This window comes from Pseudosporangium ferrugineum (assembly GCF_003002065.1).
In the GTDB taxonomy this organism is placed as follows: Bacteria; Actinomycetota; Actinomycetes; order Mycobacteriales; family Micromonosporaceae; genus Actinoplanes; species Actinoplanes ferrugineus_A.
In genome coordinates, this window is sequence record NZ_PVZG01000044.1 from 1 (window position 1) to 21,353 (window position 21,353).

The window sequence follows — 21,353 nt, forward strand, 5'->3', positions numbered from 1 at the left end:
CTGTGGACATGGCTTCGACACCCACATCCTTGCAGGTCAGGTGCACCTTTCTTTCACTGACCTCGATCAGTCATATCCCCTCTGAATAGGGGAGGTTGACGCCCACGTCCCGGCCGAAGGTGAGGGCGCGGGCCCGTCCGTTCGTCTCGTTCGGCACGTTCTCAGCGTGCCTTTCGCGGGCAAGTGTGTCCACGTACGCCCGCGGCCCCGCAACCTCCGGGGGATGGAGGAGGTTGCGGGGCCGCTGTGGGGGAAGGTCAGCTGTAGGAGACCCAGGACTTCGTGTGCGAGTTGTTCTTCGCGCTGCAGACCGCGTGGTTGCTGAGAGCAGCTCGTTCCATTTCGACAACGCGATCGTCCAATCCTCGGAAATGCGCTTTCACCCTTACGTGAAATGCATTATTGACCCTGCATAATGCAGCGCGGCCGACTATTCGACGGGCTCCATGGTGCGAATTCCCCGGCCCGTCGAGGTGACCACGGCGGAGCCGCCCACCAGCGCGGCGAAGGCCAGGACCGTCGGCACCGGGCCGAAGACCGCGATGAGTACGCCGGCCAGCAGCGGCGCCGTCGCCGACACCGACGTCGCCACCACGATGATCACGCTGACCACCCGCCCCTGGAGCCGGTCCGGGGTGATCGCCGCCTGATGGCCGAAGAGCGCGGCGTTGGCCGTCGGGCCCAGGAACAACGCCAGCGCCACCGGCACCGCGGCGGCGACACTGCCGGTGAGCAGCGCGCTCGTCGACATGAGCAGGGCGGCGGCCCAGCTGATGCCGCGGATCAGCACCGGGAGCGGCAACCGCCGGTGCAGGCTCGGCGCCGCCAGGGCGCCCAGCAGCCCGCCGGCCGCGACGACGGTGGAGACCGCGCCGATGATCGCCGGCGGTACCCGATTCGCCTGCAACGTCACGATGATCGTGAAGGTGATGCCGTGGATCGCCAGGTTCAGCGGCGCGGCGACGACCAGCACCGCCCGCAGGAACGCGTTGCCGAAGACGAACCGGAAGCCCTCCGCCAGCGCGGCCACGTGCCCGCCGCGGCCGGCCTCGCGGCGCTGCTGCAACGGCCGCCGCACCCGCGCGACGCCCGCCATCGAGGCCAGGAACGTCACCGCGTCGCCGAAGAACGGCAGCGCGTGCCCCAGCCCGAAGAGCAGGCCGCCCAGGGGAGGGCCGGCGAGCGAGGTGCCGTACGAGCGTGCCTCGTTGCGCGCCACCGCGGCCGGCAGCTGCCCCGGTGCGACGATGGTGCGCAGGGACGAGTGCTCCGCCGTACCGAAGAAGGCATTGCCCGCCGCGCCGACCACGACCACCGCGATGACCAGGACCAGCGACGGCCGTCCGTGCCACACCGCCAGACCGAGGATCAGGTACGCGACCAGCCGCACCGCGTCGCACACCAGCATGATCCGCCGCCGGTCGAAGCGGTCGGCGAGCACCCCGGCCGGCAGCCGTGACAGCACGGTGACCACCAGCCCGATGGTCGACACCAGCCCGGCCCGCACCGGCGACGAGGTCAATGTCAGAAGCAGCAGGGGTACGGCCAGAGCCGAGATCGCCGTCCCGGCGTCGGACAACGACTGGCTGACCCACAGGAGGTTGAATTCCCGGTTGCGCCACAGTGTCCCGGGCGCGTCGGTCATCCATCGACTCTCGCTGGTGTTCCGGGCGCTGTACAGGCCGAATGGTGTTCTGCGATTTCGCGCCGAATTCTGACGAACCGCTGACGGATGCCGTCCGTTACGTGGCGTTTCGCCCGGCGGATCGTCGCGCCGGCGACAGGAAACGCCACGGCCCCGGACACGCCGCGGGCGAAACTGTCGGTCCCGCTCCCTACGGTCGCCGCATGGATGACAACGAGTACCCGCCGGAGCAGGACCGGCGCCCGCACACCCACCTCGACCGCCACTTCACCTCGGGCGGCAACACCTACCAGCTCACCGCGACGGGCACGGGCGACGAACGGATCCGGCTGACCCTGGCCGGCCGCAGCCCCGGGGGCGAGGTGGTCAGCGAGATCAGCGGAGGGATCCCGCCGGCCGACCTCCCCGCCGTCGCCGAGGCCCTCACCACCACCCTGGAGGGCCTCGCCACCCTCCGCGCCGCCCGCCGCCCGAGGGGCCCGGCGACCCGGCCGAAGCGCTACCCCAACCGCGGCGCCCGCTGGTCCCCGGAGGACGACGAACGCCTGATCGCCCGCCACCGGGAGGGCGCGCCGGAACGCGCCCTGATGGAGGAGTTCGGCCGCAGCCGCGGCGGCATCCGGGCCCGGCTCGAAAGCCTCGGCGAACTCCCCCCACCGCCGGAACCGGACACGCCCGGCTACCCCCCGGACCCCGACACCCTGGCGGCGGCTTCGTAGCGCGAGCCGCCCGCCGCCCGCCGGTTCGCCCGGGCGGTGGGTGCACCCGCGCTGCACCCGCCGGTGGCCTCAAGTGAGGATGCCCGCGCCCGATCTCTGGGGGCACCTGCGGACGGCTCCGCGGGTGAGCGGGCCCGGCCGTACCCCCCTCGGCGGCCGGGTCCGCTCAGCTAGCAGGCAGCGGGCCGGGCGGAAGCGCCGCCGGGACCGGCACAGGGCGGAAGGGGCGGCCGTGAGCGGACAGCTGTTCGTCGGCGCCGACCACGAGAAGATCGTCGTGTCGCCGTACCCGTTGCGGATGCGGACCGGGCGGGCGCGGCGGCAGCGGCACGGGTCGGTCACCGAGGTCGTGCCGGCGCCGTCGAGCGGGCGTGGCCGGGAGGATCGCGTGCGGTTCTCGTCGCAGCTGGCGCTGGTGCTGCTCGTGCTCGCCGCGGTGCTGAACGCGCTGGGCGTCCCCTGGTGGGCGGCCGCCGCCGGTGGCGTCTTCCTGGTCGTGCTGACCGGCGTCCAGCAGGCGCGGGCCGCGCGTGAGGGTACCTTCGCGCTGCCCAGGGACGACGACTCCTACGTGCTGGACGCCGCCGAGGAGCGGGCCGCGTACGGCAGGGCCCTGGTGGTGTCGCGGCGGGTGCGGCGCACCTGGCCGGCGCTGCGGCACATGATCGACCCCGGCGACGCCGACCGTGACCTGACCGCCGCGCTGCGGGAGCTGGCCGCGGTGATGGCCCGCCGCCAGCAGATCCGCCGACTCCGCGAGGAGCTGGGCGCCGCGGCGCAGCACGACCTGCCCGCGAACAGCCCGGCCGTGCAGGCGCTCGCCGAGCAGCGACTCCGCGTCGAGGGCCTCTGGCGCTCCACGGCGGCGACGGCCAACCGGATCCTGTCCGGCATCGACGCGGCCGCCCTCGCCGGCGAGAACCTCATCCGCGAGCAGCGCATCGGCGAAACGGCCCGCGAGGCCGAACTCGCCATCGCCCGGCTCACCGCCGCCACGGCGGCCCCCACCGACTCGGCCCCCCACCTGGCCGAACGCACCGCCGCCGTGATCGCCGCCTACCGAGAACTGGCCGCCGGCCACTGACCACCCCGCCCGGCCCGCGCCGTGCTGACCACCCCGCCCGGCCCGCGCCGTGCTGTCCACCCCGCTCGGCCCGCACTGTGCCGACCACCTCGCCCGGCCTGCGCCGTGCCGGCCACCCCCGCCCGGCCTGCGCCGTGCCGGCCACCCCGCCCGGCCCCGTCGTGCTGGCCGGTGCTCATCGGGCGACCGCCCGGGCCACCTCCTCGGTGATCAGGTCGCTGTTCAGCATCGCGCCCGCCTGCAAACCGGCCGCCGCCGCGCTGACCACCTGGGCCATCGGGTCGGTCACGTTGCCGGCGACCCAGACGCCGGGGACCGGGGTGCGTCCCGTCGGGTCCGCGATCACCGCGGCGCCGAAGTCGTTCTCCGTCGCTTGCAGGCCGAGGGCTCGCAGCGGGTCCGCGTTCGCGTTCAGGCGGGACATCGAGACGAGCGCGTCCCGGGCGACGAAGCGGCCGTCGGTCAGCCGTACGCCGGTCAGCCGCCCACCGTCCGCCACCACCTCGGCGACCTTCTCGGTCTCGATCGTGATGCCGCGGGCGGCCAGTTCGCGGGCCTGGGTGTCGTCCGGGGCCGGCGCCGTGTGCAGGAACAGCACCACGTCGTCGGACCACTGCCGCCACAGCTGCGCCTGGTGCAGCGACATCGGCGACGAGCCGATGATCCCGATGGACCGGCCGCGCACCTCGTAACCGTGGCAGTACGGGCAGTGCAGCACCCCGTGCCCCCACTGCTCGCGCAGCCCCGGGATGTCCGGCAGTTCGTCGGTGAGGCCGGTGGTCAGCAGCAGCCGCCGCGCCCGGAACTCGCGGCCGTCGGTGAGGGTGACGCTGAGCCCGTCCGGGCCGGCCGCCGCCGTGGCGACCGTCGCGTCGATCACCTCGCCGCCGTAGCCGGCCACCTCGGCGCGGCCGAGTTCGCGGAACTCCGCCGGCGGGATGCCGTCGCGGGTCAGATAGTTGTGGATGCCCTCGGCCGGGGCGTTGCGCGGGGAGGCCGCGTCCACCACGAGCACCGAGCGCAGGGCCCGGCCGAGCACCAGCGCGGCGCTGAGGCCCGCGGGCCCGCCGCCGATCACGATCACGTCGTAGGTCATGGTGCCACGGTGGCGCGGCCCCCGGCGAAGTGGCAAAGTTCTTTGCCATGACGGCAAACGAGGACGACGTCCTGGCCGCGGTCGGGCCGAGGCTGCGGGCGTTGCGCCGGGAGCGGGGCACCACCCTGGCCGCCCTCTCGGAGATCACCGGCATCTCGGTCAGCACGCTGTCGCGGCTCGAGTCGGGGCAGCGCCGGGCCACCCTCGAGCTGCTGCTGCCGCTCGCCCGGGCGTACCGGGTGCCGCTCGACGAGCTGGTCGACGCCCCGGCCACCGGCGACCCGCGGATCTACGCGCGGCCGATCAAGCACCGCAGCGGCCAGACGATCCTGCCGCTGAGCCGGCAACCCACCGGCATGCAGGCGTTCAAGCACCTCATCCCGGCCGGTCCGGTCCAGGAACCGGACCCGCAGACCCATGAGGGGTACGAGTGGCTCTACGTGCTCAGCGGCCGGCTCCGCATCATCCTCGGCGCCCACGACCTGATCCTGCCGGCGGGCGAGGCGGCCGAGTTCGACACCCGCGTACCGCACTGGTTCGGCAGCGCGACGGGGGAGGCGGTGGAGATGCTGACGATCTTCGGCCCCCAGGGCGAGCGGATGCACGTCCGCGCCCGCCCGTCCCGCACCTAGCGCGTGAACCCTGAGGGATCCCGGCTTGCGGGCCACCCGAAAACCCGAGCCGCTGGACGAACCCGAGGATCCCTCAAGACCAACGCACCAGCTGCCTGACGTCGGCGCCGCCACGGCGCCGGCGTCATGATGATCGACGACGTAGCGGTCGGCTGAGGGCCGTCGCCAGCAGGGCGACTGTGCTGGCTGCGGCCGCTGTGAGAACGGTGATGTTGCCGCTGTCGGTGACGTCGAGGCCCTGCCACAGCGGCGACTCCGTGATGCCGCTGCCGAACAGCACCGGAAGATATCCGAAGCCCCATAGTGCCGAGGGTGCGAGCAGGACGACGGCCGAGACGGATGAGACCGCGGCCAGGCGGGTGGCCGCGGGCCTGCTCCTCGCGATGCGGTCCCGGATCATTCTGGCGTGTGCCGAGGGTGCCTCGAACACTGATGTGGCAACGGCTTTGAATGCGCAGCTGTCCACTGCGGGTAGATGGCGGCGGCGGTTCCTGGCCGAACGCCTCGACGGGCTGATCGATGAACAGCGTCCCGGCCGGCCGGCATCGATCGCTCTGGACAAGGTCGAAGAGGGGCCCGAACGGCGCACCCACGACTACCACCGCAACGGCATCACCAGCCTGTTCGCCGCCTTCGACATCGCCGACGGCTCGGTGATCAGCGAACTGCACCGCCAGCACCGCGCGGTCGAGTTCAAGAAGTTCCTGATCACGATCGACAAAACCGTCCCGCCCGACCTCGACGTCCACCTGGTCTGCGACAACTACGGCACCCACAAGACCCCTGCCATCCTGGCCTGGCTCGCGAAACACCCGCGCTTCCACATGCACTTCACCCCGACCGGCTCGTCCTGGATCAACCAGGTCGAACGCTGGTTCGGGTTCCTCGCCGACCAGAAGATCCGCCGCGGCACCCACAAAAGCGTCCAAGCCCTCGAAGCCGACATCCGGACCTGGATCGCTGACTGGAACACCCACCCACGCCCGTTCATCTGGACCAAGACCGCCGAAGAAATCCTTGAATCACTTACCCGATTTTGTAGGCGAGTTTCCGGCGCAGCACACTAGCCGGCTCGTACGTGATCCGCCGCCCAGGCGGCGGCCAGCGCGAGGACGAGTCCCGCGAAGGAGAAGGCGGTAAGCGTCGACACCAGCGCGGGGTTGTCCACTCCCAGGAGTTGAGCGAGGAGGATGGTGCCCGGCAGCAGAGACAGGTATCCGAGCACCGCGGCTCCCAAGATCCACGGCCAGACCCGCCCTACGGCCTGGGCGACGCGCCCTGGACGCCGACGGGGAGGGGTGCCAATTCTTGTTGCGCCGAAGCCGGCGATGACCCCGATCAGCGGCGGGCCGAATCCTCCGCCGACCGGCAGCAACAGCACACAGAGCAGGATCAGCACCAGACCACCGTGTCGCCGGTCGACGAACCTGACGGACCAGACCACGACCGCGACCGCGACGATGACGGCGGCAATCCCGGTCGCCAGCAGGTTCGGGATGACCGTCAGGGCGGGCTCACCGCCAAGGATCTCGAACGCCTTCGAATCCGGCCAAGACTCGATGACCGGTCCTTCTGGCCTGACCGAGCCCTGAAGCATCTCTCCGACCCCGTGCTCAACGCCCGCCAGACCCGCCAGCAGGCCAAACGTCGAGACAACGGTCCTCGTGGCGTTCGTGGCCGTCTTGTCCCGGTTCACAGCGCGTTCTCGGGTCAAGGCCGTCGCCGTCGTCGAGTGCATGATGACTCCTCTCCACCCTCAACCGTGCAGCACGGAGTCGACGCGGATCCAGGTGCGAAGGCCCTACTCGGAAAGCCTCTCGGCTCTTGCCGGACGCCGTTGTCGATCCCAAGATTTGAGGTGTCGACGGAGATGTGACCAAGTAGGTCGCCCAGCGCCGGCGAGGTGCAGCCATGAAGGTTCTTGTTGCCCATGCAAGCAGGTACGGCGCCACGCAGGCAATCGCAGAGCGCATCGCCGACAAGTTGACGGAGGCCGGACATGAGGCGCAGGCGCGGCCGGTGGAAGCAGTCGCCGATCTGGCCGGCTATCAAGCCTTCGTGATCGGCAGCGCGGTCTACTTCGGGAAGTGGTTGAAGGAGGGCACGGATTTCGTCCGACGCAACCGCGCAAGCCTGGCGGCGGGTCAGCCGGTGTGGCTGTTCAGCAGCGGACCACTCGGCACCCAGACCACCGGCGCCAATGGCCGCGGCGTGCGGGCGGGCGCGGAGCCGGCGGAGATCGCCGAGTTCAGGGAGTCCATCCACCCCGGTCACCACCGGGTCTTCCTCGGCGCGCTGGACCCGGGCAAACTCGGGTTCCGTGACCGGTTGATCAAGGCGCTGCCCGCCGGCCGCACCTTACTGCCCGAGGGCGACTTCCGCGCCTGGGCCGAGATCGACACCTGGGCCAACGAGATCGCCCACGAGCTGGCGCAGGCTCCGATCGGCCGACGCGCAGGCGAGCCAACGGAGTGAGCAGGGCGCTCTCATGGCCGTGGCACCGACGAGCGCCCGTTCGACGAGCGGCCCGAACAAATGCGCGTGATCAACAGTCGGGCGCTGCCGGCGAATCCAGCACAAGGTCGAGTTGTGCCTCCCCCCGATCAGCGCCCTCGTGGGCCGACCCGATCGAGGCGCAGTTCGGGCCGCCACGAGCGTTCACCATGGCCAACTCCGACTACCCCAACCACGTCGTGCTACTAGATCGCCTTCTCGAACCAGTGGTCGGCGAACTGGCGCTGCTCGCGGGCGGGCACCTCCCGGTATCCGCACGCGGCGTAGAGGGCGCGGGCCTCGACCAGGTCGTTGCGTGTGTCCAGCCGCAACGTGCGCAGCCCACGGGCGCGGGCGGCGTCCTCCACGGCGGCGAGGAGGTGGCGGGCGACCCCGGTGCGGCGTGCCTCCGGCCGTACGTACATCTTGGTGACCTCGCCGGGGAGCCGTAGCCCGACGCAGCCGACCGGCTTTCCGTCGCGGTACGCGACCAGCAGCACCGCCACGCCGCCGGGCGGCTCCTCGGCCAGCACCCGGTCGACGAGGGTGGCCGGCATCGGCCGGCCGTGGTACCGGTCGACGATCTCGGTCAGGTACGACCGGACGATGGCGACGGCGTCGGGGTCGCCGACCGGCAGCTGGCGGATCTCGAGCATGCGCCGGATCGTCCCAAGCGGCGCGCGACCGGGCGACCGCTTTCCCACCGCGGAGCGGGCGCCGCGGAGCGCGCGCCGCGGAGCGGGCGCCGCGGTGATCAAGCCCGGGGAGGCGCCGTGGTGATCAGAGCCGGCTCCCGGGGCCGGAGAGTGGGCGCCGCGGTGATCAAGCCCGGGGAGGCGCCGTGGTGATCAGAGCCGGCTCCCGGGGCCGGAGAGTGGGCGCCGCGATGATGGCCGCCGGCTTGGGCCGCTGGCGCCGTCAAGGCCGGATACCGGGGCCGGGGAGGCGGGCCGGGCGGGAGCCGGTGGGCCGGGAGCCGATCGGGCGGGAGTTCGACGGGCGGGTGCCTGCGCAGCGTGATCGGATGTTCACCCGTTCGGGTGACTCGACTACCGAAAGGTAGGCAAATACGTTGGCTCCTGACATGCGTTCCCCCGGTCGTGCCCGATTCCCGTCCGTTGTCAGGGTCAACGACCCGGCGGCCGCTGGGTGGTCGCCGCCCGGCCAAAAAGGATCATGCGGCCGGGAACGATCATGCGGCCGGGAGCGGGGACGAGCATGCGGCCCGGGGGAGCGGCGATCAGGCGGCCCGGCGGGCCGTGGACACCTGCCGCGGCACGGTCACCGTCATCTTCCGTTGTGGACGGCGGCCGAGGGCGTCCAGCGCGTCCAGCAGCATCGCCTGCACGGTGGCGGACGCGGGCAGGCGCCAGCCGTTCTGCTCGGGGGTCACGGCCCACCGGACCGGGCCCTGCGGCGTACGGCTGGGTGCCGCCGGGATCCACGAGCCGCGCCCGTGCCGCAGGACGTCCAGGCAGGACGCCAGGTCGGGGCGGAGCTCCTCGCCGGGGCGGACCAGGAACATCCAGCGGCCGGTGGGGGTGACCACGACCGGGCCGCGCGCGTCGCCCAGGCCGGGTCCGATCACGCCGGTGTGCAGCCGGATCGCGCCGAGCACCCGCAGGCCGACGGGCGCCGGCACCTCGAGCGCGTCGAACTGGCCCCCGGTCGCCAGGAGCACTGTGTACGGCAGGCGCCGCCACCAGCGGGCGATCCGCGCCGGGTCGGCGGACGCGTCGTCCTCCCAGCATTCGATGGCCGGATGGCAGCCCATGATCGGGCAGCCCGGCCGGCCACAGGTGAACCGGTCGCCGAGCAGGTACGCCCCCGGTGTCACCGCCCAGCCGTGTGCGGCGTACCGCAGGGCCGCGCGGCGCAGGCGCAGCCGATCGATCATGGTCCATGGGCCGAACGGCCGACGGTTGTTCCCCTGCATGGTCGGAATACCCCCGATTCGCCGGCATCGGCCGCTATACCAGGCGGCGATACCGTCACCAAGCGCGACACGCTTTCGTTGGTTCGGTCAGATCACGCATTGCAAGTTGCATGAGAAACTACGAGCAACGGTGGGCAGGCGATCACACAAGTTGTGCGACCAGCACAGACGAGTGAGGTCCACACTGCATGGCGAAGCACCGGGTTGCTCACCGGCGGCGTACGCCGGATGAGTTTGGGGAGGCACCGTGGACGAGCTGCCGATCGGCCGCCGAGTCGCCTACTGGCGCGGCCGTCGCAAGATGTCTCAGCAGGTCTTCGCGGACCGGTTGGGCAAGTCCAAGAGCTGGGTCGACAAGGTGGAACGCGGGGTCCGCCGGCTCGACAAGTTCTCCGTCGTCTACGAGATCGCCGACGTGCTCGCCATCGACGTCCAGCTGCTGCTGGGCAAGGACGTCGAGCGGCGGCCGGAGACGCAGAACTGCATCGACCAGGTCGAGGTCGAGGAGATCCGGGCGGCGCTGGAGCGCTACGACCAGATGAGCGCGTTCTTCCATCCCGTCCCGCAGGCGCCGCCGCTGACGGAGATGCGCAAGGCGGTCAGCCACGCCTGGCTGACCTACCAGCACGCGAAGTACGGCGTCCTGGCGCGCAAGCTCCCCCAGCTGCTGCGGGACGCGCAGGCGGCGGACAGCGCGCACGCCAGCACCGACGAGGCCCGCGACGCCGCGCACCTGCTCGGGCAGGTCTACCAGATCGCCTCCTCGGCGCTGCGCAAGGTCGGCGAGCACGAGCTGTCCTGGCTGGCGGCCGACCGCTCGATCGCCGTCTCGCAGCGCGCCGGCGATCAGCTGCTCGCCGGGATGGCCAGTCACCGGGTCGGCATGGCGTTGCTCTCGCTGGGCCGGGTGCGCTCGGCCCTCGAGGTCAACGTCAACATCGCCAACCGGCTGGCGCCGACCACGGCGGATTCGGCCACCCCCGAGCGGCTCTCCGTGTACGGGCTGCTGCTGCTGACCGGCGCGATGGCCGCGGCCCGGATCGGCGACAGCGCGACCGTGCGCGACCTGGTCTGCGGCGCCGAGCAGGCGGCCGGCGCGCTGGGCGGCGACTTCAACTACTACTGGACGTCGTTCGGGCCGACGAACGTCGAGCTGCACCGGGCCGCGGCCGCCGTCGAGCTCGGTGACGGCGGCAAGGCGGTGGAGACGCACATGAGGATCGACGGCGAGGCCTTCGCCGCGATGCTGCCCGAACGGCGTGCGCATCACTACCTGGACATCGCGCGGGGCTACACGCAGCTGGGCGACGTGGAGAAGGCGAGCGAGATGCTGCTGGAGGGCGACCGGCTCGCCCCCGCGGAGATCCGCTGCCGGCCGCTCGCCCACGAGGTCATCTCCGACGTGCTGCGACGCACGCGGGGCACCCCGCCGGCCCCCATCGCGGAGCTGGCCGAACAGATGGGAGTCGGGGTATGAGGTGGGTTCCGCGGTGAGCATGGTCAATCCCGGCAGCGGTGTGCTGTACGTGCTCGTGTGCGGCTCGCCGATCGCCCGGGACGTGGGCGTGCTCGTGGAGCTGGCCCAGGCGGAGGGGTGGGAGGTCTGCGTGATCACCACCCCGGACGGGCGCAAGTTCGTCGACGCCGCCGCGCTGCAGGCCCAGACCGGGCACGCCGTACGCAGCTACTACAAGAACCCGGGCGACGAGGACCTGCTCCCACCCGCCGACGCGATGATCGTGGCGCCCGCCACCGTCAACACCGTCAACAAGTGGGCGGCCGGGATCACCGACACGCTGGTGCTCGGGCTGCTCGTCGAGGGGTACGGCTTCGGCACCCCGACCGTGGTGGTGCCGTACACGAACCGGGTCATGGCCATGCACCCGGCGCTGCACGACAGCATCGCGAAGCTGCGCGACTGGGGTGTCGTCGTGCTGCACGGCGACGACGTCGTGGTGCTGGGCGGACCCGGCCAGAACGACCGGTTCCGGAGCCAGTTCCCCTGGCGCCGGGCGCTCCAGGCGCTGCACGCCCGCATCCAGGCCCCCGCCCGCTCCTGAGAGCGGGCCCGGCACCCGAGACTGGGTAGAGTTGGCGGCCGTGACCGACACTGCCGTTGCCGCGCCCACCGTTCGTGAGGTGGTGGCCGCCCTCGACGCCCGCTATCCGAGGTCCTGGGCCGAGCAGTGGGACCGGGTCGGGCCGGTCCTCGGCGACTTCGACCTGCCGGTCGAGACGGTCCTGTGCGTCGTCGACTGCGTGCCGGAGACCGTCGAGGAGGCGGTCGCGGCCGGCGCCGGACTGATCGTCGCGCACCACCCGTTGCTGCTCAAGGGCGTGTCGTCGGTGGCCCCGGACACGTACAAGGGCCGGATCGTGCACCGGTTGATCAAGGCGGACGTCGCCCTGTACGTCGCGCACACCAACGCCGACGTCGCCAGCCCCGGGGTCTCCGACGCCCTGGCCGCCCGGCTCGACCTCGTCATGCTCCGGCCGCTGGTGCCGGCCGCAGCGGGCAGCCCGGCGGAGGGCGAGGGCCGCGGCGCCGGCCGGGTGGGGGAGCTCGCCGCGCCGATGCGCCTCGCCGACCTGGCCACCTTCGCGGCCGGCCGGCTCCCGGCCACCGCCGCCGGGGTCCGGGCCGCGGGTGACCCGGATCGCCTCATCCGTACGCTCGCCGTGTGCGGGGGAGCGGGGGACTCGTTCCTGCGCGACGCCACGGCCGTCGGCGCGGACGCGTACCTGTGTGCCGACCTGCGCCATCATCCCGCGAGCGAGCATCTCGCCGCGGGCGGCCCGGCCCTGCTCGACGTCGCCCACTGGGCGAGCGAGCGGCCCTGGCTCGACGAGGTGGCCGGGTGGCTGCGCGCGCAGTTCGGCGTCACCGCGCTCGTGTCCGACCTCGACACCGACCCCTGGACCGTGCACGCGGTCAGCTCGAACAAGGAGAACCATCTGTGAAGGCCGCTCCCGAAGCCCAGCGCCGCCTGCTCGACCTGCAGGCCGTCGACACCGCGCTCAACCAGCTCGCGCACCGCCGCCGGTCCCTGCCCGAGCTGGCCGAGATCGACACGGTCGCCCGGGAGATCTCCGCGCTGGAGGACGAGCGCGCCCGGGCCCAGGTGGCCGTCGACGACCTGGACCGCGACATCGCCCGCTTCGAGAAGGACATCGAGCAGGTCCGTACGCGCAAGCAGCGTGACCAGGCCCGGCTCGACGCCGGCGGCGCGCTGCGCGAGATCGAGGGTCTGCAGCACGAGCTGGCCACCCTCAACCGCCGGCAGTCCGAGCTCGAGGACGCCGAGCTCGAGCTCATGGAGCAGCGCGAGACCGCCGAGCAGGTGCTGCACGAGGTCCAGAAGCGGCTCACCGAGGCCACCGAGCGGCGGCAGGCGGCCGAGGCGCGGCGCGACGAGGCGTACGCGGACATCACCAAGGAGCAGGAGTTCAAGACCCAGTCCCGGGCGCCGCTCGCCGCGGATCTGCCGCCCGACCTGCTCAAGCTCTACGACAAGATCCGCGAGGACACCGGGCTGGGCGCGGCGCTGTTCCGCTCGGGCCGCTGCGGCGGCTGCCGGATCGAGCTGTACGGCGCCGACCTCGGCCGGGTGAAGTCGGCGCCGGCCGACGAGGTGGTCCGCTGCGAGGAGTGCCGCCGGATCATGGTCCGCACGGCGGAGTCCGGGCTTTGAGCATGCGGGTGGTCGTCGAGGCGGACGGGGGGTCGCGGGGCAACCCGGGCCCGGCTGGCTACGGCGCCGTGGTCCGCGACGTCACCTCGGGCGACGTCCTGCTGGAGCGTTACGGCGCGCTCGGCACCACGACCAACAACGTCGCGGAGTACCAGGGCCTGATCGCGGGGCTGCGGGCCGCCGCCGAGCTGGGTGCCGCCCGGGTCGACGTACGGATGGATTCGAAGCTCGTCGTCGAGCAGATGTCCGGGCGCTGGCAGATCAAGAATCCGGGTCTGCGCCCGCTCGCCGCCGAGGCCGCCACCCTGGTGAACGGCTTCGCGCAGGTGACCTTCGACTGGATCCCGCGGGAGCGCAACAAGCTCGCGGACGCCCTGGCCAACCGGGCGATGGACGAGGCCGCGGGCAAGCCGGTGCGGGACGTGATCGAGCCCGAGGAGAAGCCGGCCGGGGCGCCGAGGAGCTGGGCGCCGCCGTCGCTGGACGCCGCCACGCGCCTCATCCTGGTGCGCCACGGCGAGACCGCGCTCACGAAGCAGGGCCGCTACTCCGGCCGGGGCGACGTCCCGCTCTCCGACGAGGGTGAGGCCCAGGCCATGGCCGCGGCCGGGCGGGTGGCCGGCATCAGCCGCGACGTCGCGGCCGTCGTCTCCTCACCCCTGCGACGGTGTACGCGCACCGCCGAGCTGATCGCCGCCGAGCTGGGCGGCGTCCCGGTGACGGTCATGCCGGAGCTGATCGAGTGCGACTTCGGCGACTGGGAGGGCCTGAGCTTCGCCGAGGTGCGCGAGCGCTGGCCGGACGAGATGGACCGCTGGCTGGACTCGACGAGCGTCGCGCCGCCGGGCGGGGAGTCGTTCCAGGCGGTGTCGAAGCGGGTGCGCGGTGCCCTGGCGACGCTGCGGTCGGCGTACCCGTCATCGGTGGTCGTGGTGGTTTCGCACGTCTCGCCGATCAAGCTGATCCTGCGCGACGCGCTGGCGGCCGGCGACGCCTTCCTGCACCGCCTGTTCCTCGACGCGGCCGGCGTCTCCACCGTGGACATGTGGCCGGACGGCGGCATCGCGGTGCGCTCGGTCAACGAGACGGCACATCTGCGGTAGCTCCGTATTGACCCTCCGGGTGCGGGCGTTTAGCTTCCTCAATCAGGAAACTTTCTTTAAAGCTCGCTCGCCCCTGGAGGGCTCATGCGCGGATACCCCCGTCGCTTCCTCGCCGTCGCCGCGGCCGTCCTGGTCGGCCTCACCGCCGCACCGGGCGTCGCCGAGGCGCACGGCAGGAAGCCGTACGTCAAGGTCGGATACTTCACCCAGTGGGGCATCTACGGCCGCGACTTCCAGCTCGCCAAGGTGGAGAAGTCCGGCGCGGCTGCCCGGCTCACCCACCTCAACTACGCGTTCGGCCCGGTCACCGCGGCCGGCGTCTGCGACTCGGCCGACCCCTGGGCGGACTGGCAGACGCCGTTCTCCGCCGAGCTCAGCGTCGACGGCGTCGGCGACGTGGCCGGCCAGCCGATCTCCGGCAACCTCAACCAGCTCGCCGAGCTCAAGCGGAAGAACCCCGGGCTGCGGGTGCTGATCTCGCTCGGCGGCTGGACCGGCTCGGCGTACTTCTCCGACGCCGCGCTCACCGACGCCTCCCGCAAGAAGCTCGTCAGCTCCTGCGTGGACCTGTGGATCAAGGGCAACCTGCCCGGCCTGCCCGCGGGCGTCGCGGGCGGCATCTTCGACGGCGTCGACCTCGACTGGGAGTGGCCCGGCTCGGAGGGCAACGCCGGCAACGTGATCCGGCCCGAGGACAAGCACAACTTCACGCTGCTCACCGCCGAGTTCCGCCGCCAGCTCGACAGGCTGTCGCGCACCACGCGCAAGCACTACGACCTGACCGCGTTCCTGCCGGCCGCCCCGGCCAAGATCGACGCGGGTTTCGAGCCGAAGATCTTCCGATACCTCGATTTCGGTACGGTCCAGGGCTACGACTTCCACGGCTCCTGGGAGCAGCGCACCAACCAGCAGTCCGCGCTGCACGTGCCGAAGGGGGCCCCGGACAACCCCGACTTCTCCGTCGAGGTCGCCATCGAGAAGTGGCGTGACCTGGGCGCCCCGGACCGCAAGCTGGTCCTCGGCATCCCGTACTACGGCCAGGGCTGGACCGGCGCGACCGGCGGCGGCACCGGCCTGTTCGCCCCGGTCACCGGCGGCGCGCCCGGCACGTTCGCGGTCGGCACCGAGGACTACAAGGTGCTCAAGAACCTGCCGGCGCAGGGCTTCACCGTCCACCGTGACCGCCGGGCCGGCCACACCTGGCTCTTCGACGGCACCACCTTCTGGACGTACGACGACCCGGCGCAGATCGCGCAGAAGACGGCGTACATCCGGGCGCAGGGGCTGGGCGGGGCGATGATGTGGTCGTTGGACGGTGACGACCAGAACGCGTCGCTCACCCGTACCATCGCCGCGGGCCTCGGATCGCCCTGGCGGCACTGACCATTGTCGATCAAGGGTGGTGTGCCGTTCGGCGCACCACCCTTGCCGTTCGGCGCACCATGATCTGCGGTGCGAGGCCGGTCCGAAACGTCTCGGTAACCTGCGGCCGATGGCCGTGATTACTGCCGAGGAGGAGGTGTCACCTTGACCGATGAGACGCGTGCTCCCCGCACCGACCGCAGCCCGTGGAACTGGCTGCTCATCATCCCGATCGCGGTGCCGCTGGCGACCCCGCTGTTCAACTTCGACTCGCCGCGGCTGTGGGGCTTCCCGGCGTTCTACTGGCTCCAGTTCTCCTTCATCCTGCTCGGCGTGGCGAGCACGTCCCTCGTCTACCGGATGACCCGCCGGCCCGCCCCGGCACCACTGGGGACCACGCCCTCCCGGGAGGACGGCGATGCGTGACCACATCACCGAGATCGTCGTCTTCTCGCTGCTGTTCCTGCTGGTCAGCGGCATGGGCTTCGTCGCGGCCAAGTGGCGCGCGCCCAAGGACATGGCACACCTCGACGAGTGGGGCCTCGGCGGCCGCAGCTTCGGCGGCTGGATCACCTGGTTCCTGATCGGCGGCGACCTCTACACCGCGTACACGTTCGTGGCGGTCCCCGCGCTGGTCTTCGGCGCCGGAGCGGCCGGCTTCTTCGCGGTGCCGTACACGGTGATCGTCTACCCGCTGGTCTTCCTGATCCTGATCCGGCTCTGGTCGGTGTCGCACCGGCACGGCTTCGTGACGCCGGCCGACTTCGTCCGCACCCGGTTCGACTCGCCGACCCTCGCGCTGCTCGTGGCGATCACCGGGATCGTGGCGACCATGCCGTACATCGCGCTGCAGCTGGTCGGCATCGAGGCCGTCCTCAAGACGATGGGCGTCACCGGGGACAGCGCGCTCGCCCGGCACGCGCCGATCATCGTGGCGTTCGCGATCCTGGCCGCGTACACGTACCAGTCCGGGCTGCGCGCGCCGGCGCTGATCGCGTTCGTCAAGGACACGCTGATCTACATCGTCATCCTGGTGGCGGTGCTCTACCTGCCGTACAAGCTGGGCGGCTGGGGCACCATCTTCGACGATGCCAGCGCCAAGTTCCAGGCGTCGCCCAACCCCGGCGACGGCCTCACGCTCAACGCCAACAACCAGCTCCAGTACGTCACCCTGGCGCTCGGCTCGGCGTTGGCCCTGTTCCTGTACCCGCACAGCATCACCGGCGTGCTGGCCAGCAAGAACCGCAATGTGATCAAGCGCAACATGTCGGCGCTGCCGGCGTACAGTTTCCTGCTCGGCCTGATCGCCCTGCTCGGCTACATGGCCATCTCGGCCGGCGTGAAGCCGCTGCCCGGCAGCAAGGCCGGCAGCGTGGACAGCAACACGGTCGTGCCGCTCCTCTTCGACCAGCAGTTCCCGTCCTGGTTCACGGGCGTGGCGTTCGCGGCGATCGGCATCGGCGCCCTGGTCCCGGCGGCGATCATGTCCATCGCGGCGGCCAACCTGTTCACCCGCAACATCTACAAGGAATACCTGAACAAGGACGCCACCCACGCCCAGGAGGCGAACGTCTCCAAGATCACGTCGTTGGTGGTGAAGGTCGGCGCGGTCGCCTGCATCATCTTCCTCGACCCGCAGTTCTCCATCGACCTGCAACTCATCGGCGGCGTCATCATCCTGCAGACCGCCCCGGCGGTGGCCCTGGGCCTCTACACCCGCTGGCTGCACCGCGGCGGCCTGATCGCCGGCTGGGCGGCGGGCATGGGCCTCGGCCTCTGGATGCTCTACCAGATCGGCAACCCGAACACCGGCCGCAAGCACTTCGGCGGCTCGGCGTTCCCGCTCTCGGAATTCGGCTTCGACACCAAGCGGACCATCTACGTGGGCTTCGTGGCGGTCCTGCTCAACCTCCTGGTCGCGGTGATCGTCACGCTGATCCTGCGGGCGGCCAAAACCCCGGAGGGCGTCGACGGTACGACCAGAGACGACTATTTCGCGGACGAGGGAGATCCGCGGCTGGAGAGGGGACGCACCACGCCCAGCGAGATCGCCTCCTCGACCTGACCGCTCCCTCTTCCCTCCCCGCTCGCCTTGGCCCGCTTCCCTCGCCTTGGCCCGCTTCCCTCGCCTTGGCCGGCTTCCTTGGCCTTGGCCGGCTTTCCGATCTTGACCCGCTCCTGTGATCGTCGCGGCCCCGGACGTCCTTTCCGGGGCCGCGACGTCTACTCGCGGCCCTTGATGTGGGCGTCCATGTCGCGGGTGAGCCGCTCCAGCACCGCGGCCAGTTCCTTGCGCTCCTGCGACGTCCAGTCCTTCAGCACCAGGTCGTACAGCTCACGGCGGGCCGTGCTCACCGCCTCGACCTGCTCGAGCCCCCGCTCGGTGGCGGCGATGACCGTGCCCCGCCCGTCCTCCGGGTCGGGGCTGCGCGCCACCAGCCCGTCCCGGTGCATGGCGCTGACCTGCCGGGTCACCGTCGAGCCGTCCAGGTTGAGCCGGCTCGCGAGGACCGAGACGTTCTGCGGCCCGGACTCCCGGAGCAGGCGCAGAATCACGTACGCCGCCCGGTCCAGCGCCCGGTGCGGCCGGGGAGAACTCCGCCGCGTGGCCTCACCCAGCCGGATCAGCATCGCCACCTGCGTCTCGATGCTGCCGAGCGCCGCTTCGTCCCTCACCCTGTGTGCCCTTCCCTCGTCGAGCCCATTCTGCCCGCCCGAAGCTGAATGATCGCTGACAGCGTCGCGTGTTCGCCGCCTGGCCGCGTGGCCGCGCTTCCCTCTAGAAGAACGCCCGCCACAGCAGGACCAGGCCGATCGTGACACCGAAGGCGACGATGAGAACCTTCAGCACCCGCGCGGGCAGCCGGCGTGCCACCCGGGCGCCGACATACCCGCCGATCACCGTCGCGGGCGCGACCACCAGCACCGCCCCCCAGTGGATCGGCGCGAAGATCGCGAAGACCACCACGGTCACCAGCCCGACGGACGCCGACAGCACATTCTTGAGCGCGTTGATCCGGTTCAGCGACTCGTCGAGCACGAGGGCGAGCGCGGCCACGTACATGACCCCGAGGGCGGCGCCGAAGTATCCGCCGTACACGGCACCGACGAACACGACCACCTGCAGCGCGCCCCGCCGATCCGCGGTGTTGTGCCCGACCAGCGCCCGCAACCGCTCCTGGAACGCCAGCGTGGCCGCCGCCCCGAGCACCAGGAACGGCACAATGACCTCGAACGCCCGCGCCGGAGTCCCCAGCAGCAGCGCACACCCCCCGACGGCCCCCACCACACTCGTCGGCACGATCGTCACCAGCCGCCGCCGCTGACCCGCCAGGTCGGCCCTGCTCCCGGCAACACTGGCGACGTACCCCGGAAAAACCGAGACGGAGTTCGTCACATTCGCATCGACGGACGGCAGCCCAGCCCCGATCAAACTCGGAAACGTGATCAGCGACCCGCCCCCCGCGACGGCATTGACCACCCCGGCAGCAACCCCCGCGGCAACCAGCAGCACAACCTGTCCAACATCCATAATGCGAAGAATCTACGGCGCCTCACACCCTCAACCCACCCCACCCGGCCGATCCCCGCCCACCCGTCCGACCTCCGCCGCCCCCGCTGCCCAGCCACCCCGCCGCCCCCGCCGCCGCGCGGCCCCAGCCCGCGCCGCCCTCACTCCCTCACTCCCTTACGCCCGTGCGTTTGCCCGGCCCGCCCCTCCCGCCGCGCCGTCCTCCTTGCCGCCTTGCCTCCTCCCCGTCCTGCCGCCTGCCGCTCCCGCCCGACTTGCCGCTCCAGGCTGGCCTTCCGTCCCCCGCCGCCTGCCGCTCGCGCCGACCTCCCGCCCCGCTGGCCTCCGGCCCTCGCCGGCCTCCCGCCCCTCCGCTCCTCGCCGGCCCCACTTCCCTCCGGCCTTCCGTTGTCTGCCGCCCCGGGCCGCCCTGCCGACCGGCCCGGGCCGCTGCCGTAGGATGAGGCGCGACGGACGAGTCGGCTGGGCGGTCGCGTCGGCACCCTTCGAGGTGTCGCCGAGGAACGTCCGGACTCCGCAGAGCAGGGTGGTTGCTAACGGCAACCCGGGGTGACCCGCGGGAAAGTGCCACAGAGAACAGACCGCCGGCCTAGTGCCGGTAAGGGTGAAACGGTGGGGTAAGAGCCCACCAGCACCCCGGGTGACCGGGGTGGCTCGGTAAACCCCACCCGGAGCAAGGCCAAGCAAGGCCCGATGTCGCAGGACGCCGGGCCGGCGCAGGCGTTCGAGGGCTGCTCGCCCGAGCCTGCGGGTAGGCCGCACGAGCCTGCCGGCAACGGCAGGCCGAGATGGATGACCGCCCAGCGGCGAGCAATCGCCGCGGACAAAATCCGGCGTACAGGCCGACTCGTCCGTCGCCCTCCTGCTGAGGGCGCTGTTCACCCGTGTTGAGCTGGTGTTTAGAACGTCAGTACTGGTCGACATCTGTCAGTGTTGGTCGGCGTTTGACGGCCCAGGGACGGCCCGGACGGCCCAGAGACGGCCCAGAAATTGGCTCTTAATCTCGCGACACACCCAGCTCCCGAGCCGGTGTGGCATCCCGTCGCGCAAGCTTCGCTCGTCCGGGCCGCGCCTGCCTGGTCCAGGTGGAGCGCCCCGCCGGACGAACGACCTGGACCAGGCAGGCGCGGTCTGGTGGCCTCTGGTGCGCGACTGGCCCCGCCGGATGACGGCCATCCCGGAGCGTCCAGGGTCCAGGGGCGGAGCCCCGGCCGCCGGAGGCCCTCTCCGGGTCGTAGGGCCGGAGGCCCTACCCGCCGGAGGCATGGTCGATGACGAACCGGCCGCATGCGCTTTGGCAAAGCCATGGCGCGGGAGCGCGACGGGTGAGACGCTCGGAGGTGCCGTAGCGCTGACGGAGGTGGCGATGACTGATAGAGAGCGCCGACAAGCTTGCCAGCGCTGCGGATGCGAGGACGCCGAAGTAGTCACCGAACGGGGCATTAGCTCTGCCCAGGAAAGCGAACCCTTCTACTGGCGTCCAATATCTCGCCACTGTAGTCACGGCTGTTACGAGAATGGGACCTCAGCCTGCAGTAAGAGCGCAGAGGCGGGGAGGCATCTCAGCAAATGACCGCTCGTCCATCGGACAACACCCTGCCCATTCTGCGGGTCCAATTTTGAGAGAAGCCTCGGTTCCTCGGCAGCGAGGAATACGAGGCTTCGTCGTTTCGTCAGTCCCGCGGCGGCCACAGCCGGGCCGCGCCGTGAGCGAAGCGGCAAGGCGCGGTCGGCCGGCCGAGTGGCTCGCGTGCGGCCCGAAGGGCCGCCTTGAAGATGTATGGAAACTTCTCACACATCAGTCCTGCTGTCCTGCTGTCCTGTCCGGCTCCACTTGATGCGTTACGGATCCGGGTCAGGTGATCCGTGACAGCTCCGGCTAGACGGTCTTCTTGGCGTCGAGGCTAGCGTTGTTTGCCTTGCGCCACAGTCTCAGCGCCCGGTGTCGTATGGGTTGTGGTTGTCCTCGATCCGTCAGAGGTTTTTGCTCCCTGTCTGACCGTTTCGGCTTGACCGTTTTGTCCACTCACGGTGGGTGCGGGATCGCCACGTGTCGCTG

General features: G+C 71.3%; 20 protein-coding genes and 1 other RNA gene. 14 read left to right on the top strand and 7 right to left on the bottom strand.

The window, feature by feature from the left end:
* Positions 1–430 precede the first annotated feature (430 nt).
* Positions 431–1,645: an MFS transporter gene (locus tag CLV70_RS37560; protein WP_106131386.1), complete on the bottom strand. Its 1,215-nt coding sequence runs from the start codon at positions 1,643–1,645 to the stop codon at positions 431–433.
* 203 nt (positions 1,646–1,848) lie between these two features.
* On the opposite strand from CLV70_RS37560, the gene CLV70_RS37565 reads away from it, so the two are divergent.
* Positions 1,849–2,364 (top strand): hypothetical protein, encoded by a 516-nt coding sequence (locus CLV70_RS37565; RefSeq protein ID WP_106131387.1) that lies wholly within the window; start codon positions 1,849–1,851, stop codon positions 2,362–2,364.
* 232 nt (positions 2,365–2,596) lie between these two features.
* Positions 2,597–3,448: a hypothetical protein gene (locus CLV70_RS37570; protein ID WP_106131388.1), complete on the top strand. Its 852-nt coding sequence runs from the start codon at positions 2,597–2,599 to the stop codon at positions 3,446–3,448.
* A 175-nt stretch (positions 3,449–3,623) separates the two neighbouring features.
* On the opposite strand, the gene CLV70_RS37575 is transcribed toward CLV70_RS37570, so the two are convergent.
* Entirely contained in the window at positions 3,624–4,544 is a 921-nt protein-coding gene (locus tag CLV70_RS37575) for an NAD(P)/FAD-dependent oxidoreductase (RefSeq protein ID WP_106131389.1), read from the bottom strand.
* Between the two features lie 47 nt (positions 4,545–4,591).
* Between CLV70_RS37575 and CLV70_RS37580 the strand changes: the two genes are divergently transcribed.
* Both CLV70_RS37580 and CLV70_RS37585 read left to right on the top strand, forming a co-directional pair.
* Positions 4,592–5,176, top strand: a complete 585-nt coding sequence (locus CLV70_RS37580) for a helix-turn-helix domain-containing protein (protein WP_106131390.1) — start codon at positions 4,592–4,594, stop codon at positions 5,174–5,176.
* A gap of 206 nt (positions 5,177–5,382) precedes the next feature.
* Entirely contained in the window at positions 5,383–6,243 is an 861-nt protein-coding gene (locus tag CLV70_RS37585; RefSeq protein ID WP_425440276.1) for an IS630 family transposase, read from the top strand.
* On the opposite strand, the gene CLV70_RS37590 is transcribed toward CLV70_RS37585, so the two are convergent.
* Positions 6,240–6,914: a hypothetical protein gene (locus tag CLV70_RS37590; protein ID WP_211304045.1), complete on the bottom strand. Its 675-nt coding sequence runs from the start codon at positions 6,912–6,914 to the stop codon at positions 6,240–6,242. The genes CLV70_RS37585 and CLV70_RS37590 overlap by 4 nt on opposite strands.
* A 173-nt stretch (positions 6,915–7,087) precedes the next feature.
* On the opposite strand from CLV70_RS37590, the gene CLV70_RS37595 reads away from it, so the two are divergent.
* Positions 7,088–7,651 (top strand): flavodoxin domain-containing protein, encoded by a 564-nt coding sequence (locus CLV70_RS37595; RefSeq protein WP_106131391.1) that lies wholly within the window; start codon positions 7,088–7,090, stop codon positions 7,649–7,651.
* A gap of 224 nt (positions 7,652–7,875) precedes the next feature.
* Here the strand turns inward: CLV70_RS37595 and CLV70_RS37600 are convergent, their stop codons facing one another.
* On the bottom strand, positions 7,876–8,325 hold the full coding sequence (locus CLV70_RS37600) for a GNAT family N-acetyltransferase (RefSeq protein ID WP_106131392.1): 450 nt from the start codon (positions 8,323–8,325) through the stop codon (positions 7,876–7,878).
* Between the two features lie 584 nt (positions 8,326–8,909).
* On the bottom strand, positions 8,910–9,605 hold the full coding sequence (locus CLV70_RS37605; RefSeq protein ID WP_106131393.1) for a bifunctional DNA primase/polymerase: 696 nt from the start codon (positions 9,603–9,605) through the stop codon (positions 8,910–8,912).
* Between the two features lie 247 nt (positions 9,606–9,852).
* Between CLV70_RS37605 and CLV70_RS37610 the strand changes: the two genes are divergently transcribed.
* From CLV70_RS37610 to mctP, 8 genes are all read left to right on the top strand, one after another.
* A complete protein-coding gene (locus CLV70_RS37610; RefSeq protein ID WP_106131394.1) occupies positions 9,853–11,082 on the top strand; it encodes a helix-turn-helix domain-containing protein in 1,230 nt (409 codons plus the stop codon).
* Positions 11,083–11,101: 19 nt separating this feature from the next.
* A complete protein-coding gene (locus tag CLV70_RS37615; protein WP_106131404.1) occupies positions 11,102–11,665 on the top strand; it encodes a flavoprotein in 564 nt (187 codons plus the stop codon).
* 40 nt (positions 11,666–11,705) lie between these two features.
* Entirely contained in the window at positions 11,706–12,566 is an 861-nt protein-coding gene (locus CLV70_RS37620; RefSeq protein WP_106131403.1) for a Nif3-like dinuclear metal center hexameric protein, read from the top strand.
* Positions 12,563–13,297: a zinc ribbon domain-containing protein gene (locus CLV70_RS37625; RefSeq protein WP_106131395.1), complete on the top strand. Its 735-nt coding sequence runs from the start codon at positions 12,563–12,565 to the stop codon at positions 13,295–13,297. The genes CLV70_RS37620 and CLV70_RS37625 overlap by 4 nt, the downstream gene beginning before the upstream one ends.
* Before the next feature lie 2 nt (positions 13,298–13,299).
* Positions 13,300–14,400: a bifunctional RNase H/acid phosphatase gene (locus tag CLV70_RS37630; RefSeq protein WP_425440277.1), complete on the top strand. Its 1,101-nt coding sequence runs from the start codon at positions 13,300–13,302 to the stop codon at positions 14,398–14,400.
* Between the two features lie 84 nt (positions 14,401–14,484).
* Positions 14,485–15,783: a glycoside hydrolase family 18 protein gene (locus tag CLV70_RS37635; protein ID WP_106131397.1), complete on the top strand. Its 1,299-nt coding sequence runs from the start codon at positions 14,485–14,487 to the stop codon at positions 15,781–15,783.
* Between the two features lie 144 nt (positions 15,784–15,927).
* Positions 15,928–16,188, top strand: coding sequence for a DUF3311 domain-containing protein (locus CLV70_RS37640; RefSeq protein WP_106131398.1), 261 nt, complete (start codon positions 15,928–15,930; stop codon positions 16,186–16,188).
* On the top strand, positions 16,181–17,827 hold the full coding sequence (gene mctP, locus CLV70_RS37645; protein WP_106131399.1) for a monocarboxylate uptake permease MctP: 1,647 nt from the start codon (positions 16,181–16,183) through the stop codon (positions 17,825–17,827). The genes CLV70_RS37640 and mctP overlap by 8 nt, the downstream gene beginning before the upstream one ends.
* 158 nt (positions 17,828–17,985) lie before the next feature.
* Here mctP and CLV70_RS37650 read toward each other — a convergent pair whose 3' ends face one another.
* Both CLV70_RS37650 and CLV70_RS37655 read right to left on the bottom strand, forming a co-directional pair.
* Positions 17,986–18,438 (bottom strand): MarR family winged helix-turn-helix transcriptional regulator, encoded by a 453-nt coding sequence (locus tag CLV70_RS37650; protein WP_211304046.1) that lies wholly within the window; start codon positions 18,436–18,438, stop codon positions 17,986–17,988.
* Positions 18,439–18,541: 103 nt separating this feature from the next.
* On the bottom strand, positions 18,542–19,294 hold the full coding sequence (locus CLV70_RS37655) for a sulfite exporter TauE/SafE family protein (RefSeq protein ID WP_106131400.1): 753 nt from the start codon (positions 19,292–19,294) through the stop codon (positions 18,542–18,544).
* A gap of 454 nt (positions 19,295–19,748) precedes the next feature.
* Between CLV70_RS37655 and rnpB the strand changes: the two genes are divergently transcribed.
* An RNA gene (rnpB, locus tag CLV70_RS37660) (RNase P RNA component class A) lies at positions 19,749–20,148 on the top strand.
* The last annotated feature ends 1,205 nt before the right edge of the window (positions 20,149–21,353 follow it).

Bases quoted from the DNA above. Each gene is read 5' to 3' on its own strand.
- CLV70_RS37560 (WP_106131386.1), bottom strand. From the start codon at position 1,645: ATGACCGACGCGCCCGGGACACTGTGGCGCAACCGGGAATTCAACCTC.
- CLV70_RS37565 (WP_106131387.1), top strand. From the start codon at position 1,849: ATGGATGACAACGAGTACCCGCCGGAGCAGGACCGGCGCCCGCACACC.
- CLV70_RS37575 (WP_106131389.1), bottom strand. From the start codon at position 4,544: ATGACCTACGACGTGATCGTGATCGGCGGCGGGCCCGCGGGCCTCAGC.
- CLV70_RS37580 (WP_106131390.1), top strand. From the start codon at position 4,592: ATGACGGCAAACGAGGACGACGTCCTGGCCGCGGTCGGGCCGAGGCTG.
- CLV70_RS37590 (WP_211304045.1), bottom strand. From the start codon at position 6,914: ATGCACTCGACGACGGCGACGGCCTTGACCCGAGAACGCGCTGTGAAC.
- CLV70_RS37595 (WP_106131391.1), top strand. From the start codon at position 7,088: ATGAAGGTTCTTGTTGCCCATGCAAGCAGGTACGGCGCCACGCAGGCA.
- CLV70_RS37600 (WP_106131392.1), bottom strand. From the start codon at position 8,325: ATGCTCGAGATCCGCCAGCTGCCGGTCGGCGACCCCGACGCCGTCGCC.
- CLV70_RS37605 (WP_106131393.1), bottom strand. From the start codon at position 9,605: ATGCAGGGGAACAACCGTCGGCCGTTCGGCCCATGGACCATGATCGAT.
- CLV70_RS37615 (WP_106131404.1), top strand. From the start codon at position 11,102: ATGGTCAATCCCGGCAGCGGTGTGCTGTACGTGCTCGTGTGCGGCTCG.
- CLV70_RS37630 (WP_425440277.1), top strand. From the start codon at position 13,300: ATGCGGGTGGTCGTCGAGGCGGACGGGGGGTCGCGGGGCAACCCGGGC.
- CLV70_RS37635 (WP_106131397.1), top strand. From the start codon at position 14,485: ATGCGCGGATACCCCCGTCGCTTCCTCGCCGTCGCCGCGGCCGTCCTG.
- mctP (WP_106131399.1), top strand. From the start codon at position 16,181: ATGCGTGACCACATCACCGAGATCGTCGTCTTCTCGCTGCTGTTCCTG.
- CLV70_RS37655 (WP_106131400.1), bottom strand. From the start codon at position 19,294: ATGGATGTTGGACAGGTTGTGCTGCTGGTTGCCGCGGGGGTTGCTGCC.